Raw genomic sequence first — 20,535 nt, 5'->3', positions numbered from 1 at the left:
ACAACTTAAAACTCTCGATACTCTTCATGATCAGTATGACTTGTTTTATCCTGAATGGGTGTGGCTATCATCTTCACCGATCTTTTTCAATACCATCTGCAATGAAGACACTTATAGTACATACGACGGATCCATATAGCCCTCTTGCAATGGAAGTCTATACACAACTTAGGCAATATAACATTGATATTATTGATCAAAACAGCACGCAAACCAATATCCCTTCTTTTCATCTTGGAAAAGAAATTTTGAATCGTAAAACTACTACAACTTTTTACAATGGGAAAACTGCTGAATATTCTATTATAATGAGTGTAAAAGCACATCTGGTAATACCAGATCACGGATTTTATCCTATTGTGTCTCAGGTATCAAGCTCATGTTTTGAGAATCCACAAACCCCCTTAGCTAGAGATTCTGCAGAGAGGATTATAATTGATGATATACGCAAGAAAGTGGTAAACGACCTTATTCATCAGATTTCAATGATTTATCTTGCAACAATAAATTCGACAACAAAGTTAAACCATCAAATTACCTTGGATAATCCAGATCTATCGCTTAATCGAAGATCTGGACCATATCGTCATTCTGACTAATGATTAAAATTTATCCTGATCAGTTGAATCATCAACTAGATAAAAAATTACAAAAATGCTATATCTTGTATGGACAAAATCCTTTGTTTACTCAGGAAGTAAGACTTGCTATCCGTAAAACTGCTGAAAATAACGGCTTTACTGAGCATCTTAACATTGTAGTAGATAATAAGACCGACTGGCAAAGGATTTTCTCTATTTACAAAGAACTAAGTTTATTTTCTAGAAAAAAAACATTGTTTTTAACATTACCAGCACGAGGTCTAAATTCAGTAATACGTACAAAACTTATTACATTAACTAAGCTATTACATAGTCATATTCTCCTAATATTAGAAATTCCAAGTTTAACTAAAATACAGGAAAATGAGATTTGGTATAAAACTATCTGTGAGAATGCGCTATTAGTTATTTGTCAAGGACCAGAACACAAAGCACTACCTTTTTGGATTACTTCTAGAGCAAAAAAACTTAAATTAAAGATAGATTCTAGAGCCAATAAACTATTATGCTACTGTTATGAAGGTAATCTTCTTGCACTGTCTCAAACATTAGACAAATGCGCAATATTATGGCCGAATGGTCAACTTACATCTTTCCATATCAAACAAGTAATCCACAACGCAGCACACTTTACCATATTTGATTGGATTAGCGCTTTATTTTTAGGAAATAGCCAACGTGCACTTCGTGTTCTTCGTCAAATACGAGCCACGGATAGTGAACCACTTATCCTTCTACGAAGCTTACAGCATGATCTTATCTTATTGGTAAATTTAAAACGAAAAATGATTGATACCCCGCTTCCTATTCTATTTAATCAGTATAGCGTATGGAAAAAACGTCGTATTTTATTAGATTACGCTATTCAACGAATGAGTATTACTAAGATAGCCAATATATTTAAATATTTAACACAAATAGAGCTTCTTATAAAAGAAGAACATAACCCATCTATTTGGATAAAACTAGAAATGCTGACATTAATGTTCTCAGAACCTGAATTCCCATTTAATTTTGATGATAATATCTACTTATCATAAGTTAAAATATTGGTTTAGTAGAATCTTTAATCCTATTCATTCGAGCGATCTATAACCAGGAGATGGTAATGACACTTATAACTGATCTAGAAAATCCCTCTATTACCTAATAGGACCTCACTACATCACAGCCCATTAAATACAACATGATTAAAACGTATTGATATAATTAAGTAAAAAAATGGAGAGATCCATTTTATTTAAATGGATGATTCTTAAATAAATTATCGTACTACTTCTTACACTATCAATACATAATCTATGATACGTGAAAAAGAAGTATCTCAACTACTAGAATTTATTATGGGCTAGAATATTTTTCTAACTATACATAGATGACATGAGTGATCTACTCTTTTTTTAAAATGCCATATTTTAGTATCTCACACAATTGGCTACCAAACATATAAAATAGATAAAATGAAGAACTAGATTAAATCTAACCATATAAATATATTCTAAGAATTATTATCTAATGGATCAGGGATGACATTCTAGTAGAAAAACCGTAGGTATTAATACTCTCTACTGATCTGTTTTTGATTCAAGATCGAACCTTATTCAATCAGTATTTTTCCCAGAAGTAGTTAGTAGATATTCATCAACGATGAATATATCGAAGTGCATATACTTAAGGTATATCAAGTTGTGTAATAAATGAGATAGCATTTAATAACAGATTACATATTATTAACATAGAGTAATAGTAAGAAATAAGTATCCCTCAAGAATAAACTAACTATTTTCATTCAATCTTAAGATCGACTGAATACCTTCTTAGAATTCAAAAACTAAAATACTAATAAATTAATCTAAATAAAATAATTGTATTACCACTGAATACTCTTCTTTTTCTTTTTTCTATTTATAGTAGAATTTACATTCTCTAGATTTTAATAAAAGGGAATATAGTATTAATGATTATAATATTTTAGATTAATTTTTATGAAATCTTTATAGTACTAAATACAAAAAAGAATATTGATAGAACTAGGAATATCTACTAATTAGTCTCAATATAGTCCATCTCATTGATCCGTAATCAATTGTTTCTCTATAATTCTTTGATATATAAAACTCAGAATCTTTGAATCAGATTCTTTTATACATTCATTAATTTTGTGAAAAATAGTATATACCGGACCTAATTCCACTAACTCTGCTCCTATCTATGCAATAAATATCCATTAGAAACTCTCCAGTTATTAAAATATTCGGTATTACTCTCGAATAATACTCGACTTCGTTCACTGCTGCATGTAATGGATCCCCTTCTCTACTTAGGAAAAGATCTCTAATAATTTCCCATATAATACTATATTTAAACTGATTCTAATTTACAATGGACTCTAAACGATCCTGAATACTTGGTGCAGTTAGCCAAGTATCAAATCAGAAATTAAACTGTATAAAATAATTATTTCGTATCATATTATTACTGCTGCTTCCTGCTTATATGTTAGTGATCTGCATAAAAGTGGGAGAGAAATCTGAATGACCGATGTCCTATTCTGTACTTATAAACTGATTTAAAACTGGAATTATGCGATGAATCGGATGATTTGAAAAATCTGAATACCCAACATGACTTTGTATAACATGCACATATAGATTTGCCGTAAGAACACCACGGCGACGATTTTTATTACATCACCGATGTTCTGATTACTAGATAGTTCCCCTACTGAGCAATAATCTATATATTCATTACGTTTTATTAATTTTTCTACAATCTTTACTGTTCCATTAAGAGATCTATCTTCTTCATCAGAAGTGATTAAAAATGCTAAACGAGCTCGATGTTGTGAGTAAACTCGTATAAAACACTCTGCAGCACCAATCATTGCTGCAATTGAACCTTTTATATCAACAGCTCCTCGACCGAAGAGCATACCATTTGAGTGGTTGGTTTAAACAGTAATATAACCAGTTTTTCTCTCACCTATTGAGAGAACATTAGCATGACCTGCAAAGACCAGGATTTTACCTACGTCTCGTGAGACCCAAATTAGGTATTTCCAATATTTATTGATTCAATGATAAAATTTATTTCCTATAAGCAAGCTATCAAAATATCTTGACAGACCACTTCTCTTGACTAAGAGAAGGATGCTTATAAGTTATTTAGTTAGATTAATAACCGGACAATGCATAATGATCTGTATTCCTATAGAAAGAATTCATGATATACAAGGTTCCTTTCTTCATCCTAAAGATATTAAAATCCACATTAAATTAAGAATATATGCTGAACATTTAAAAAAATAACTACTAAAATTTAGTATTCAAATATAATTTATGATCAATCCATATCAGATTAAGCATGTGTATCACAGATAGAATTCTCCATCTTATTTATAATTCATTTTTTAGAAAAATTAATTAGAAATAGTTATAAAAATTGTATTGTCAATATTATATGTATAATAGAATTTTAAGAAAAATGAATTTGTTCATTGATGCTTTTATCATAAGAAACAATCAAATAATTTATCCCATACCAATATAGAAATAATCAAAGCAATAAGAATATCTTTAGTATTATGCAATTACTTTCTATCTAAATTATCATTAAATAATCCAGACCTAGATAATTTTTTCTGAATATTATTGCAATATAGTAATGAATACGAAAATGAGATATGATTTATGATTTTCTTATTTCTCCATCAACTTGTTAGTCTTCTTTTATGTAATCAGTGTCCTTTTCAAAGAAGTCTTATTCTAATTCTCTAGTTATCAACTGAAACGATGATCTTGTTATTTATATATTTTAAGTTAATAGAATACATACTATTCTCATAAATAATCTAAAGAACGAAAAGACCGGTTCCTTTAAAAATAACCAGCAATTTATTAATCATAAAATATCTACTATCTTAAATATCTGGAAGGTGTACTATATTTGTATAGCACAATCATATTTTATGTGAATATTAGTTAAACCTCAAACCAAAACCTGCATGATCTCTGTTGTTAATTTTATTTTTTTAAATACAAGAAGAAAATTATTTTGATATATCAATCAACCATATTATAGAAATCCATATCTTAATATCAATATATTTCAATATTAATATATTCAATCGTTCATACTACATATCGAATAAAACCAACTAGGAAGATTAAATAAATACTTCTAATTCTCATCATATAAGTCCAGATCTCATATGAAAAATCTATATGCAGTTACCTCATAGAAGTCCAGATTATATAGTCAAATAGATATGAGACGATTCTTCTATCGAAGAACAACAAAGAAAATATAGATGCTATCAATATACAGCACTAATATAGCTTGACCTAATTTATAATATTCTCTGGAAGAGAATAAGTTACATTTCATCACATTAAATATCTTCACTTTCTTGAAAATTATCTTTTTTACTAAAGTATAAAAAATTATAATTTTATATATCTTGATTTATTCACTCTTAAATATAGTGTTATAACATTTTTGGAAACAAAATACAGCAATCTTATAATTATTTAAATATACTCAAAGAGAGACCTATAACAGAAAGTGATAATTAATTTTTTATTTTTTAAAAATATTATTTTTATCTAATCTTATACTTAAATTTGTTTTACAAAACATGAACATAATTTACCCCTTAACAACACTTAATAGATATAAATTCTTAATTATTGGTAATTCACCTGACACCTTGAATAATCTAGAAAATATTACCTTACTTAATTATATATGATATTTTTATAAAGTGTAACATGTGCTTATAACTTATTAATTTTTATCAAATATAGAAATCACATCATTCTTGCTATATAAAAAATATATAAATCAACAGCCTTAATACTAGGCATCAACTATAAAAGGTGTTTTAAGAAAAAAATTCCATATACTTAGGACTAGTAACAATCTAGTCAAATTAAAATTTCATAACTTGTTCTATTCGCGAAAAGCATTATTTACTTACTGATCCTCTTTATTCTTAAAAAGCTTTTTTATTACATATACTCTATCTATCCATATAAAAAGTTTAGAACAAAGGGTAGACTTTCTCTATTATCAAGTAGATTTTATCTGTATAGTCATTCTGATTTTAGTTCCACTTATACGTGATTATTTAAATACTTAAGAATGAATAATATGTAAAAATTAGATAAATCAAATTTACTATATAATAAAACTATAGGATGTATATCTCTTTTAATTACCGAAGTTATCGAGACATTTCTCATATAAAAATGATCTCATTCATAAAACAATCTTCGTAAATCTCACATATTTTATAATATGAAAAATTGTAGAATAAATATTATATGTTTTATAACATAGACTAATATTAATTATTAAAAGAATTATTAATTTTCTATAACAATTATGTATCCACTAAAATCAAAAATAATTTTTTCATTATCTATTTATATTATAAATCAAGATAATATTTAATAAACTTGCCCTTATTACTAAATATTGCTTTCATATCTATATTATTTGGGTTCCTCTGTTCTTCATTATCTTATGATAGTATTAAGAAGGAATGCTATAGAGTCTACTATTTTTAAAATTACTAATTATTAATATTTTAACTAAATATGTATAGATAATTCTTTATTTGATATAAAAAGATTCTGTTCATTCTAATAGCCATCTAAAATAGATATATTATGTAGTGCACTACATAACTATAGAATTTCTATCTATTTATTTTTAAACATTTTTATGCCGATAAAAAGCTAAGAGAACGTAAAATGAGACTGACAAGTCATGATTACATATAGAAGGTAGGCTACTAACTCACTTCTCTTTAAATTTTATCAAAAATTATCTGATTTATTATCTGTAATACAATAAATATATCAATAGAAATTTCTATCCATAAAAATCTGATTAGATAAATAAAAATATCTGATATAGTTTAAAAAACTATTCAGAAAGATGAATCCCCTTATCCAATTCAATATATAAAATAAATAAAATATAAAGATGATAACATATTAATTTAATTGTCTAATACGCTTGAGACAATTAGTAATATAGTGAGAAAAACAGAAATATCTAAAATATAAGAAATAAAATACTATTCTTGTTCACTCAATTTAAATCTTTTACATGAAAGATAATTAGATAGGAATCAAAAATCTATTGATAAAAACTATCTATAAGGTTATCTTTTTCTAAATATAATAAAGAATATTGGACCGTATAGCTCTGTCCTACACAGACCTACTGTTTCATGTCTGTATGATATTCAATTTAACTATATTTTATAATCAGTTTCTTGTATCTAAACACAACTGCATATTATTTATGTAATCTTATCTTTGGACAATACCTATTAAAAAAGTAAAATTAAAATAATATTTTTCTCAAAATATCATAAATCAGTAATAATTTTATATAAAATAATGAAAACTATACGTTTTTAAGATATAGTAATAAGAAAATTATTATTATATTTCTATAATACTTAAAGATAAAAATCTGCAGATTATTCTAAAGGATAAAATCTATAGAATAGTTCAAAGATGTAATATACACGATATATTATTATTCTATTTCATATAATAAAACTATTAATGAGGTTATCATCTGTATTATGTTATTTAATAATTTATCTTACTGATATAGAGAAGAATAGATGCTATCTACCTTGACAGTTAAACGTTATAATAGAAAACGAAGTTGATATTAAGTTGTGATATATTGACATAATATTAATGCCTTGATTTGTAACGATAAACAAAAATTGACATTCTTAACTGAGTAAGTAATCGTTCCTCACGCAATAATTCTTTATTGATACGATCATATTATATAATAAGAAAATCAGAAAAAAATATTTAGAATATTAACTCTAATATTAAATATTGAAAAACTAAACCAATTTATAATAATATGGTCGCTAAACATGACTGATCTTAGTTAGTAAAAATTCATAGATAGAACAATTCTCGATGCTATATCATTAAATATAGATACTGAGTAGCTATACTGATCTTTAGATAAATATAAAATATAATCCATCGCTATATTAGATATATACAGTATCGCTACTATCTATTAGTTCTTTAAGACTAATAGATAGCTCAACTTTTCCATCTTTTATTAAGAAAAGAAAGAAATAACATCATCATAATATATTCAATAAATATTACTAAACCTTATTCCATTAATAGTACATTTAATCTTGTTGTTCAAACTTAATCGTAGACAGTACTTTTTAAAAAATCTATCTATTCCTTAACACATCCATAATAATTAGAAATATAACTCTAATTTACTAATATCTCAATTTTGTAACTTTACGTTTTTTTAAAGATCTTTTACAGAAAAAATTGTATATAAAAAGAAAATATTATTCTCTAACATAACATTAAATATCCAAATTTTTTTAAAAAACTAATCAAAATAGAATAATTCAACAATGATATTTAATAGAGCATCTCTTAAATCAATATATCTCAATTAAAGAACGATGATTCTAATGTAATATTTTACAATAACCATCATTTTCTATCTCACTATGATTTAATCAAATGGACCATCACTTTTAATAATTAAGGTTATTAATCCATAACAACCCTTCATAATGCAATATTTATAAGATTATTAAAGGGCAATAAGATCATTTAATAAGTAAAACTTATGAAAATTCATCAATAACCTTGATAATAAAATTAAAAATTCTTTGTAATAAAGAAACCACTCATTATCTTATTTTATTAAGTAAAACTAACAAACCCCTATTTTCTTGGTAATTGAAAATCTTTAAACATTTCTTCAATATCATCATTAGTACGTAAAGACATAGCTGTATCTATAATATTTCTTACTAAGTGAGGAGAAAAATTCTGAATAAATTCATACATGTAACCACGAAGAAAAGTGCTACGACGAAAACCAATTTTAGTTGTACTAATAGTAAAAAGATCATCTGCGTTGATTATAACTAAATCAGAATCAGAAATTGGATCTATTGCCATACTAGCAATAACCCCTACACCGAGACCCAATCTAACATAAGTCTTAATCACATCTGCATCAGTTGCAGTCAAGACAATATGAGGGGTTAATCCAGAACGATGAAATGCTATATCAAGTTCCGAGCGACCTGTAAAACCAAATGTATAAGTAACCAATGGATATTCAGCGAGCTCTTCAATGGAAATTGAACGATGCGATGATAATGGATGATCGGATGTAACAATAATAGCACGATTCCAATGGTAACAAGGCAACATAATTAGTTCATCATACAAATGTAAGGCTTCAGTAGCTATAGCAAAATCAGCATTACCTTTACAAACTGCTTCAGCAATCTGGGTTGGAGAGCCTTGATGCATATGCAAAGAAACACCCGGATAACGATCAAGAAATGTTTTTATTGTAGAAGGCAAAGCATAACGTGCTTGAGTATGTGTGGTAGCTACATATAATGTACCCTTATCAGGCCAAGTATATTCACCTGCTACTGATTTAATCGAATCAATTTTAGACATGATATCACGCGCAATACGAATAATATCGAGACCTGCTGGGGTGATTTTAGTCAAATGTTTTCCACTACGGGAAAAAATCTGAATACCTAATTCATCTTCCAACATGCGAACTTGCTTACTGATACCAGGTTGAGAAGTATAAAGTCCTTCAGCTGTTGAAGATATATTTAGATTATGATTAACTACTTCAACAATATAACGTAGTTGCTGCAATTTCATTTTGTGTTCCATCGTGTTTGGAGCCACATACAAAAACTTAAATATTAGTTTAATGAGCTAATTGAACAAACTTTAAATACAATAACAGTACCATATATTTGATATTATATCAAAATTATTAAATTTGTATAGTATCTAATTAGAAAAGAGGTTTTAGATAATGAAAAGACTCAATAAATTAAATATCTTATAGATCATACTTATATTCAATAACCTATATACTATTTGATATTTCTATAATATTATTGATTCATATGCTATAAGCATAGTTCTTAACTATTTTAACTTGGTGATCAAGTTTATCTTAGCGTAACAGAGAATTATAAGTTTTTTGAAGAAAACATGCATGAATCAATTATGATTTTGATCTAAGATACATTTTCACTCTGATTAATTATTGACTAATGTGATTTCTTCTATTATCATATCAATGTTAATTTTATGGTAAATTAACATTTTATATTATTTAAATAAAGTTCAATCTCTAAACTATTATCTACTTTAATATGTTAAAACTATAAATATAATTGCAAATATGATTACTTTGATTAATCACAGTAATCATATTAAACCAAACGCTTTTTTCTACAAGAAAGCGAAGATCATGATTCATGCAATTACCATATAACTTACAAATATAGAATCATCTTAGATGATAAATCCTATTATCTAGAAATTATGTATCCTATGATTTCTGGATTACGTTAATAAATCAGTCACTTTATCTTGTATAAATCTTTATATTCTTATAATAATTACTAATTAATTCTTAAAGCACTTCACATTTCATGAAGTTTGTAGTATACCGTCTTCACTAAGAAATTAGTGTAATCTGAAAAAATAATTGATATTAACCATAATTATTATTATTTTGCCAAATAAGATTTATATCATTCTAATCGATATTTATTGAATTATGATATAGCTTATTAAAATTTAGATAATCAGACTATCACTAAAATAATATTAAAGAAAAACATATATAATTTAAATCTATACCTATAGATTGATGAATGATTTTATTTTAAATTTACACTATAATCTCTTTGCTCATAAACTAAAGAGCAGTTATTTTAAAATCAAGAACTACTAATTCTATTAGTAGTTATGTTTATATGAATTTTATTAAAGAAACCTTGTTGTTAGCAACAATATCACTTTCTAAGTGATAGATCGATTAATATCTATCATTCTAATTCATTACTTCTTTCCACTGACCATCAATAAAATATGCAAACCAACCAGTTTTTTTCCCGTTACGTTCAGTACGAACATACTGTGTTTTATTTTTACGACTAAAACAAACTATAGATTTATTGCCCTCTCTATCTATAGTAGGTGCATTCGCTAAGTAATGCAATGTTTCTGGTAAACGATCTCGATATAGTCTTAATTCTTCAACTTTTGGTGACCTAGTTTCACGTGATTTTGGGAAGGTGTTAGCTGCTAGAAAAATACCAGATGCACTTTGACGCAATACAAAGTAAGCGTCTGAAGTTTGACAACGTAGTTCCGGTAATGGTACTGGATCTGATTTTGGTGGAGCTAGTTTTCCATTTTTCATAACTTTTCGTGTATTTTTGCAATACGCATTCAAACAATCCATATACTTTCCATAACGACCAATTTTCATCGACATTTCCGAACTACATCTTTCACATGATACTAATAATTCTTTATAGCCTTCAATCTGAAACTTACCAGATTGAATTTCATAACCATTACATGCAGGATTCTGACCACATATATAAATTTTATTTTTATCATCAATTAAATAACAATCCATGATTGTATTACACAATATGCAATGTCGTATTGCATGTAGAGTACGATTTTCTTCTTTGTCATGATCTAAATTATTTAATATTATCTTATCTGGAATAAGATTGATGGTCTGTTTACAACGAACGGTAGACGGTAATGTATAGGAAGAACATCCAAGGAAGACCCCAGTGGCTGCAGTACGAATACCCATTTGTCCTCTACAAAGAGGACATTCTATAGATGTAAGAACTATTTTATTGGGCTTCATACCACCTATTTCAGGATCCATTTCTGCTTTCTCTAGATTTTTACTAAAATCTCGAAAGAAATTATCTAAAACCTCCTTCCATTCTATTTTATTATGTGCTACTTGATCTAAACTATCTTCCATATGTGCAGTAAAATTGTAATCCATTAAATCAGTAAAGTGATCTATTAGACGATCAGTAACGATTTCACCTATTTTCTCAGAATAAAAACGACGATTTTCTACTCTAACATATCCGCGTTGTTGAATAGTTGAAATGATCGAAGCATAAGTTGATGGGCGACCGATTCCTCTTTTTTCAAGATCGCGAACTAATAAAGCCTCACTAAATCGAACGGGAGGTTTAGTAAAACGTTGAGTTGGTACAAGATTTTGTAAAATTAAAACACTACCAATACCGATTAGAGGAAAAACTATGTTATTCATGCAGTTTCCTACTACTGGTAGTAATCGTGTCCATCCATCAAAACATAATATGCGCTCTTTTGTTTTAAGTGTAAAATTAGCAGCTTCTACAATTAATGTACGAGTATTATATATTGCAGATATCATTTGACAAGAGACAAATTGACTCCAAATTAACTTATAGAGCTTTTTAGCATCTTCAGGCATACCGTGAAGGTGTGAAAAAAGAATTTCTACATCTGATGGACGAATTGCTTCATGAGCTTCATGTGAACGCTCACCACTATTATATATATGATTTTCTTGTGGTAAATATTGCTCACCAAATTCTGTCTTAATGTAGTTACGCACCATGATTAAAGAATCTTGACTTAAATTAGTTGAATCAGTTCGCATATATGTGATATATCCAGCTTCATAGAGAAATTGAGCCATAACCATGGTGTGATGAACACTGAAACTTAACTGTGTACTAGCAGCTTGCTGAAGTGTTGAAGTTATGAATGGTGCACTAGGATTTCTTATAGCATACTTATCTTCACAAGATGTAACAATGAAATATGCTACTTCTAACATCCCAAGAGCAACATTAATTTGAGATCGATGACTGGGAGAAAATACTTTTTTTAATTGATGAGTAACCTGCATGCGTACATGAACACCTTCTGCAGTAGCTAGTTCAACATATAAAAGCCAATATTCTGTAGGTGAAAAAGATTTGATCTCACGTTCTCGTTCCACAACTAAACGTACTGCTACTGATTGTACTCGGCCAGCAGATAACCCACGCGCAATCTTTTTCCAAAGTACAGGAGATACCATGTAACCTACTATACGATCCATAAATCGACGTGCTTGCTGTGCATACACGCGATTAATGTTCAATACACTTGGATTGTTAAACGCCTGACATATAGAATTTTTAGTAATCTCGTTAAAAACTACACGCTTATAACGTGATTTATCCCCACCAATTACTTCTTGTAAGTGCCAAGCAATAGCTTCACCCTCCCGATCTAGATCAGTTGCAAGATAGATAAGATCAGATTGCTCAGCTAATATTTGAAGTGAAGATACTACTTTTTCTTTTCCAGGCAAGACACGGTAATTAGCTTTCCAGTTATTAAAAGGATCAATGCCCATGCGACTCACTAAAGATTTTTTTATATCTTTTTTATTTTTATTAACGATGTCACTAGAGGAACTGTAAAGATTTTTTTTTTCTCTCTTACTGCTAGTAGGTAGGTCACGAATATGACCAAGACTAGATTTTACCACATAATCTTTTCCAAGGTATTGGTTAATTGTTTTGGCTTTGGCCGGAGATTCAACTATTACTAACATTTTTCTCATAAGTTACCTTACCTAATTAAAACCATATAAAGCACAGTTTGTATCTTTATAAAAGATACTTAATTATATAATTCAGAATAGTTATATTAGATAAGATAATTACAGTCCCATCTAACTGATAAATAGGATTGTAATTATCAATAAATTCGATATAACCTTATGAGACCTCATTCATAGACATCGAGTCTCTCTTGTGCTCATATAAAAAATATCTTTAATTTTTTTATTTAATTAATAATATAGTTATATAACTAATCTTATTAGACAGATATAAAAAGAACTCCGACTACAAAGATATTAATATCATCAATAATTACTGTGTTATAGTACAATAAAAAATTCACACTGAAGAATAAAAAACTATCAGAAAATCGTGTTATATTTAAGGATGATGATCTCATTATCCTCTAATATATTTATATGACTGATCTGTTCTAGATATTATAGATATATAATCGTATCTTAATACCATAAACCACTGTTCTATTAGTAGTTACATCAAATACACCATAATATATGGTTACTATTATCGTGATTCATGAATTCAACTATATATTTAAGAAAAAAAGTTTTATTACTACTGATAGTCCCTCTTTAATTTTAAATAAATAAGGAATAACATTTAGGATGAATATTGCTTCTTCTATGAAGATATTTTTAAAATTCTTTTTTTGCTCTGAATCAAGTAAGAAGAATTTTTCTTTACAAATCAATAAACATCTCTGCATATTTAATTGCAAAATCAAATATATATCTAAATCAGTATCTTTATCATCCCGGTCTGCATATAAGATTAACAATGAAGCTTCTTTAAGAAAAGATTCTATTTTAAATACATGAGATAGATGCTAAATTTTCTCTACATTCTTTTAACCCATTCAACAATGCAGATATATCAAAATTATCATTTGTAAGATTTGAGAGTTATATAGTCAATAATCAATAACTAATAGTTAAATCATTTTTTCAAACATCAATGATTTATAAAAATTAATCACCTAAAAATTATGAAAAGTAAGATTATATTAATTTTTTAATAAAAGTGATATTATCAAATATAATAAAAATTGATTTCCATAAATATGACTAAATGATATTTATTAATCATGTAAATACATAAGATCTTAGAAGATTCTTCCTCTTTGATATATTGTAAATATTGATTATCTAATTCAAATGATTCTTAGGTTATTTTAACTCTCTTCTATATTATTAGGGTTCCTATATATTCAAGAAAATAAAATATTAATTAGTAAATCATCAACATCTATATTAGATCTAGCATTACTAAAAAAGAAATAAAATACTGTACATTGTAATCTTATTACAAATATAAAAACTATATTCCCTTAATATAAATCAAGAAATGATTAACATTATGTAAAAGACTTTGATAATTGACTATAATCTATAATGATGCATAGAATAATGAAAAGCAATTGTTTAAATTTTTCACATTATATTCATAATATAAAATATTAGAAATATCCTCCATGTCATTGTAAACTATATTACGATCACGAGCTTTCGAATAATTAATTAGGAATATGGATTACGAGTGAAATAAATTGATGGAGTTGAAATCTAAATCTCACTATTAAAGATTAAATATCTTATCAATCATTAATAGTCAATCATCATTCAATTTTTGTAATTATAAATCAAATTTATTCTTCTTATTTACTTTCAAAGTATTATATTGTTAAAAACAATATAGATAGGTAATCTAAATTACTCTGTATGTTTCAAAATATCTAATTGAGATGAATAAATTTGTTTCCATAATGCTTTTTTTTCTTCTATGTTCTGATTAAGCTCCTCTAGTATAGAGGAAGAAATATTAATTCCAGTTGATTCTCGAGGAATTTTGATTCCTAAATACCATTTATTATAGCATGCATTCTTCGGTAACATCCTTATCTGGTAAGGAGGTAATGTTTGAACTTGTTGTATATTTAAATTCATAGTTCGCAACACATCCATTAGTAGAGAATTATGTAAGAATATAAATTTATGAGATACAATTACTAATCGTATAGATAAAGGTAATACGAGAGCTATTTCTCCTTTAAAAGGATGATAATGTCGAATTCTATATGGTACAATACCTATATTCTTTAAAATTTTGTCACGGTCGAGAGACATTATCTCCTCCTAATGTCATTATTTTATATATGTTTAACCAATCACATCTATCTTTTAGAAGATATTGCATTCTTATTCTTCTGTAAAGAAGAAGGATAAATTAGTATTGACCGAAACGATATAATAAGATGATATTCTTCTGATAAATATCTACAATCAAGATTACTTGCACATAAGAAATGTAATAAAACACTCTATGATAGTTAGTCTATCTAGAAGAATACTGTGTAATACCTACACAGTTACCCCTATAAGTCTTCTAGGAAGAAGAAGATGCATACCTTAACCAGATCAAGTATTATTTTGTCACGGAATTATAATATATTTACTGCACGTCATGTATTCTTTGCAGGTGATTTACAAGATTCTCTACCTGGTTTCTTAAAAACTGCACAAAGTTATGCACATACCCAACAATATCATCACTGGCAAACTCTAAAACCTTTTTTTAACAAACGGATTTATTATAACTTAATTACTACTACAGAAATGTTAAAATATTGTGATACCTTGGTATATTACTGGACTAAAAATAAACGAGAAGCAAACTTTCAGTTAAAAAATATCCTATCCTTACTCCCAATCGGAAGTGATATTTTCATTGTCGGTGAAAATCGAAGCGGTGTGCGTGGGGCAAAAAAAATGATGCAAAACTACCTCAATCTTAAAAAGATTGATAGTAGATGTCGATGTAGTCTATATCAAGGAACTCTACAACTAAATCCGTCTTTTAATGAAAATTCATTCTGGAATCAATATCAGATCGGCAGTATAATATTAAAAAGTTTCCCTGGAGTATTTGGTTTTAGTGGTCTTGATGCGGGTAGCCAGCTATTAATATCTACCTTCAAGAACAATATGCATGGAAAAGTATTAGATATTGGTTGTGGTACAGGAGTTATTTCTGCTTTTTTATTGAGTATATCACCTCAAGTTGATCTTACATTAACTGATATCCATGCGGCAGCAATTGCCTCTAGCAAAGCTACATTGTTAGCTAACTGTTTTCCAGGAAAAGTGTATTCTAGTAATCTGTACTCTAATGTTTATGACCGTTTTCATATGATTATTTCTAACCCACCTTTTCATTCTGGTCTGAAAACCAACTTAGATATAGCATATAAATTAATTCAAGATGCACCAAAATTTTTATATCGAAATGGAGAACTTAGGATTGTTGCTAATTCTTTCTTACCTTATCCAAAAATTTTAGATGATACTTTTGGTAACCATCAAATTATTGTTAATAATCAATCATTTAAAGTGTATCGTTCTATAAAAATCTAATCATATCACAATGAAAAATCTAGTTGAGAATGTATAAAATAACACTTTTATTTCATATCACTGATGCTCATCTCATCAGTAAGATATTCATCTAATTTATCAGAAATAAATGAATATAGAATTAAAGATTTAACGAAACCTAAGAATAGTAACTTTTTATTAGAACAACTATGACTCTAATTAGGCAACAACTATCATAATAGTTGGTTTAAATGCATGAAGTTTATTATTGTTATGCTAAATCCTTAGTCCAATCTAAATCATGCTAAATCATATAAATTCTTCTTTCCTTATGTCATAATTTTATAGATAAAATAAAAAGTTAGTATCTCTTTCTTTCCAAAGAAGAAAGAAAGAGATACTCTTAATAAGAGTATAATCGTATATCACTAATTCTAGTTAGCTATGAAAGGTTCGACCTGTTATCAACATAATTGATGTTTATTTCAATTAATCAATACAAATGAATTAATATTAAATATATGGATATATATACTAATTAATCTTAAATAATAGTGAGTACATTTATTTTTATAACCGTCACAACCTATTCTCTGTTCGTAAAATACAGTATCTCTTTTTTATCTATCTTTTATGGTATTGCATATTTGATAGACATTAAATTGAATCTATGGGTTTTAACTTTAATGACTGTGATTTATAATAATCAGTAATAAAAGTTGAGAGTAATTTAATTGATTTCCTAAAGTGTCAATTGAATGCATAAAGATTAACTAACTAGAATTAAAATATAAAAATTAGACTCATATATAAATGATAAGTGATTTATTAAATTTTACTGCACAGTATGTGTAATCTTATTACATGTTGAGCCACTAAAAGCAATACACTAACTATAACTATAATTTACTATACTTGTGTAGTAAAGTTTTAATCCCGTCTATCCAGATTAGTTTGGTTTATTATCAAACTGAAAATTATGTAATGTAGATAAGATATGTTGAAGTGATATTATATATTACTATATATTTTTATTTTTAACACATCTTAATATAACAGACAATGATAGAATGATTAGAGAATCATTTATCATACCCAAAGATTAGAAAAACAAATGAATCAAGTTGCATTATAATAAAAATATTAAAAATGAATGATATAAACTTATTAGGATGCATACTTAAAAAAAAATAATGATTATAATCTGTTATCGTTCTAAACAGTTATTTTTAATTATTATAGAACCGAATGATTTCAACTAATTCTCATGAAGTTCAGTATATTGAAATTATAACAAAAACCAGTGATAAGATCTTAGATGCAGACGTATCTTTTATCAATAAAAAATCATGCCTATTTGATAAAATATTGTAAATAATAAAATCCCATCAGATGAATTCATTAATTATTAGAATTATTAATCTTATCAGTCTTCAGTTAATATTGATATATATTAAAAAGGTACTAAAATTATATAAAAATTCTATTTAGATAAATGAAAAACATGTAATAGTAAGTTGTTTATTCTTATTATTTTTCAGTCAATATCCTTAATAAAATTTTAATAATAGTAAATTATAGATGAATAGCTCTAATATAGACAAGACAATAATACTAACTACCTAACCTTTTAAAATAAAAGATTTCTAAGAAAATAGTAAGATCTTAGCGATCTCAGGTTATTGTTAGTTGAATATAATAACCTACGATACTAATCTAATAGTATGATCTAGTTGATACACTATCAAATAAATACTTTGACATCTACATACAAGAATCAATAATAAATATTATATGAAATATAGAATAAAAAGAGCATATTAGCATGTTATGCATTAAAAATATTTAAGATAAAGTGCATCAAAACAGTAAGTTTAGGTAAAATTATAATATCTTGAATGCTTAATCTAGTAGATCATCTAAATATTATACAACACTCTTATAAATAGATAATTCAATAAATTTCGATTATAGATAAAACGATCTTATTTCTTATAAATAAGAAAAATCATTGAATCATAATTGAAATTAAGTATGCTATTTACTAGAAAACAATGTTTACTGAAGTTGGAATCTAAAATTCACTTATTCTTATTATATCTTTAATTTACTATGTAATATAAAATAATTATATAGGTTATAATGTACTATAATCACTAAAAATATTTAAAAGCCTCAATAACAGATAGAAAATACTTGCTACATACATAAATTATACCTGTATACCTTTCCATCTACTAAGACTTAAAATACGACGATGTATGAGCTCATGGTGAACTTCCTTACCTTTGTATCCACTATGTAGGATTTCTTTTATTGACACATTTTTTACTATTCTCCATGCTTGATAAAGATAGTCACTCTGTGAATAAGAGAAGTTGATAAAATTATTTTTTCGACTAAAAAACGCTTCACTAGCCAAAGCTATTTGGTCTATACGAAACGGTTTTCTCCACGCATCAATATTGTTAAAAAAAGATACTAATTCGGAAGGAGAGCAACACTGAATCATATCAACGATATGATGAAATCTTATTATTACCATTGTTAGGTCACGTAATGTATTGGGCGCAGCTAATCGCTTACATAAAGAATTAATCATAAAAATTACTGATAAATCAAGCTTATCATGGCTGATCCATTTAATTTGCCCTAAAGACGATAAAATTAAATCATATATTAACGCAGCAAAGCGCATATCAATATCTTTGCTAAGTTTAGCTATAATCGATAATGCCATTGGGGTATGAAGATGAATCTGTGTTGCGGGTTGGCTATATGTTGTAGAATAAACATTATTTATACTATCTAATTCTGGAAAAAGAACTGTAAGAGCACCACATAACTGAAGTACTTGCAAAAAAACATCAGGATGATCTGTTCGTAAGGCAGCTTCCAATTCCTTCCATATCCTTTCTGGAGGAAGGGAGCAAATTTCACCATTTTTTGACATATTCTGCATTATCTCTAAGGTTTCATCAACAATCTGAAACTTAAGATGTGCGAAAGATGCAGCAAAACGTGCTACACGTAATAAACGTAATGGGTCTTCATGAAAAGAAGAGGAAACATGACGTAATTTTCGATTCTTTAAATCAATAAGCCCACCATATGGGTCATAATATGTACCATTTTGATCTTGAGCAATAGCATTAATAGTAAGGTCGCGGCGAGCTAAATCCTGCTCTAACGTCACATCTGGTGATGTATGGCAAATAAATCCGGTATACCCTTGACCAAGTTTCCGCTCAGTACGAGCTAACGCATACTCTTCACCAGTATCTGGATGAAGAAAAACTGGAAAGTTACGACCCACTTGATGATAGCCTAAATCTATCATTTTCTGAGATGAGCTTCCTACTACAACCCAATCTTTATCTTTTAATGGTAAATCTAGTAATTTATTTCGTACTGCACCACCAACAAGATATATTTTCACAATTAGAATCCAACAGGATTATTATTATCTTAATGTTTAACTAACCTAACCTGACTAAACAAACTCAGACTAATTCTTTTAATTTCACTATTATATTAAAAATGATCTTTAATCTGTATAAAATACTACTAAAATCCTTAAAATTATAGAATATAATTCATATTATTATATTACTAAAATTATATAAATAATATATGATATCGAATAATGTTACAAACTGTTATCCTACAAACTGATCAGATATAAGTGATCGAATTTTCTGGTACTACTAGATATATCATTCATCATTTTTTCTTATATATATTAATTCTTCAAATTTTTATGGATTAATGTTATAAAACATGTTCAAATTTACTAATATAAAGTCAGCATGCCCTTTATGATATATCATATGACATAGTTATTATTGTCATAGATTTAAGATATACAGCTCTGATTATATATCATAAATGATAATTAGTATACGAAGCTAAATTATTCTATTTTAAAAAATAAAAAGTCGTAAAATATAAAAATATCTATATTTAAAATATTAAAATAATAAAATGAAATATTTATGAATAACTTTATCAGAGCCTCTTATTT

8 protein-coding genes are annotated in these 20,535 nt (G+C 27.2%); 3 read left to right on the top strand and 5 right to left on the bottom strand.

The window, feature by feature from the left end; genetic code table 11:
* Positions 1 to 35: 35 nt before the first annotated feature.
* Together lptE and holA are read left to right on the top strand one after the other, a co-directional pair.
* Positions 36 to 599, top strand: a complete 564-nt coding sequence (gene lptE / locus ERCIPICE3303_RS01440) for an LPS assembly lipoprotein LptE (protein ID WP_157990970.1) — start codon at positions 36 to 38, stop codon at positions 597 to 599.
* Positions 599 to 1,642 carry a DNA polymerase III subunit delta gene (gene holA / locus ERCIPICE3303_RS01435; RefSeq protein WP_157990969.1) on the top strand — a complete coding sequence of 348 codons (1,044 nt, stop codon included), beginning with the start codon at positions 599 to 601 and terminating at the stop codon, positions 1,640 to 1,642. Before lptE ends, holA begins: the two co-directional genes overlap by 1 nt.
* Before the next feature lie 1,541 nt (positions 1,643 to 3,183).
* Here holA and ERCIPICE3303_RS03335 read toward each other — a convergent pair.
* The 4 genes from ERCIPICE3303_RS03335 to ERCIPICE3303_RS01415 all read right to left on the bottom strand — a co-directional run bounded on the left by ERCIPICE3303_RS03335 (position 3,184) and on the right by ERCIPICE3303_RS01415 (position 15,263).
* Positions 3,184 to 3,534: a M20/M25/M40 family metallo-hydrolase gene (locus tag ERCIPICE3303_RS03335; protein WP_232515411.1), complete on the bottom strand. Its 351-nt coding sequence runs from the start codon at positions 3,532 to 3,534 to the stop codon at positions 3,184 to 3,186.
* A 4,819-nt stretch (positions 3,535 to 8,353) separates the two neighbouring features.
* Positions 8,354 to 9,328 carry an HTH-type transcriptional regulator CysB gene (cysB, locus tag ERCIPICE3303_RS01425; RefSeq protein ID WP_157990968.1) on the bottom strand — a complete coding sequence of 325 codons (975 nt, stop codon included), beginning with the start codon at positions 9,326 to 9,328 and terminating at the stop codon, positions 8,354 to 8,356.
* Between the two features lie 1,192 nt (positions 9,329 to 10,520).
* Positions 10,521 to 13,118 carry a type I DNA topoisomerase gene (gene topA / locus ERCIPICE3303_RS01420; protein WP_157990967.1) on the bottom strand — a complete coding sequence of 866 codons (2,598 nt, stop codon included), beginning with the start codon at positions 13,116 to 13,118 and terminating at the stop codon, positions 10,521 to 10,523.
* A gap of 1,731 nt (positions 13,119 to 14,849) precedes the next feature.
* Positions 14,850 to 15,263, bottom strand: a complete 414-nt coding sequence (locus ERCIPICE3303_RS01415; RefSeq protein ID WP_157990966.1) for a DNA polymerase III subunit psi — start codon at positions 15,261 to 15,263, stop codon at positions 14,850 to 14,852.
* Between the two features lie 273 nt (positions 15,264 to 15,536).
* On the opposite strand from ERCIPICE3303_RS01415, the gene rsmC reads away from it, so the two are divergent.
* A complete protein-coding gene (gene rsmC, locus ERCIPICE3303_RS01410) occupies positions 15,537 to 16,550 on the top strand; it encodes a 16S rRNA (guanine(1207)-N(2))-methyltransferase RsmC (RefSeq protein ID WP_157990965.1) in 1,014 nt (337 codons plus the stop codon).
* Positions 16,551 to 18,723: 2,173 nt separating this feature from the next.
* Here the strand turns inward: rsmC and ERCIPICE3303_RS01405 are convergent.
* Complete coding sequence (locus tag ERCIPICE3303_RS01405) at positions 18,724 to 19,950, bottom strand: multifunctional CCA addition/repair protein (protein ID WP_157990964.1); 1,227 nt, start codon at positions 19,948 to 19,950, stop codon at positions 18,724 to 18,726.
* Positions 19,951 to 20,535 lie beyond the last annotated feature (585 nt).

Source organism: Candidatus Erwinia haradaeae, assembly GCF_900699015.1.
Lineage (GTDB): Bacteria > Pseudomonadota > Gammaproteobacteria > Enterobacterales > Enterobacteriaceae > Erwinia_E > Erwinia_E haradaeae_E.
This window is presented reverse-complemented; position numbering and strand designations above follow the sequence as displayed.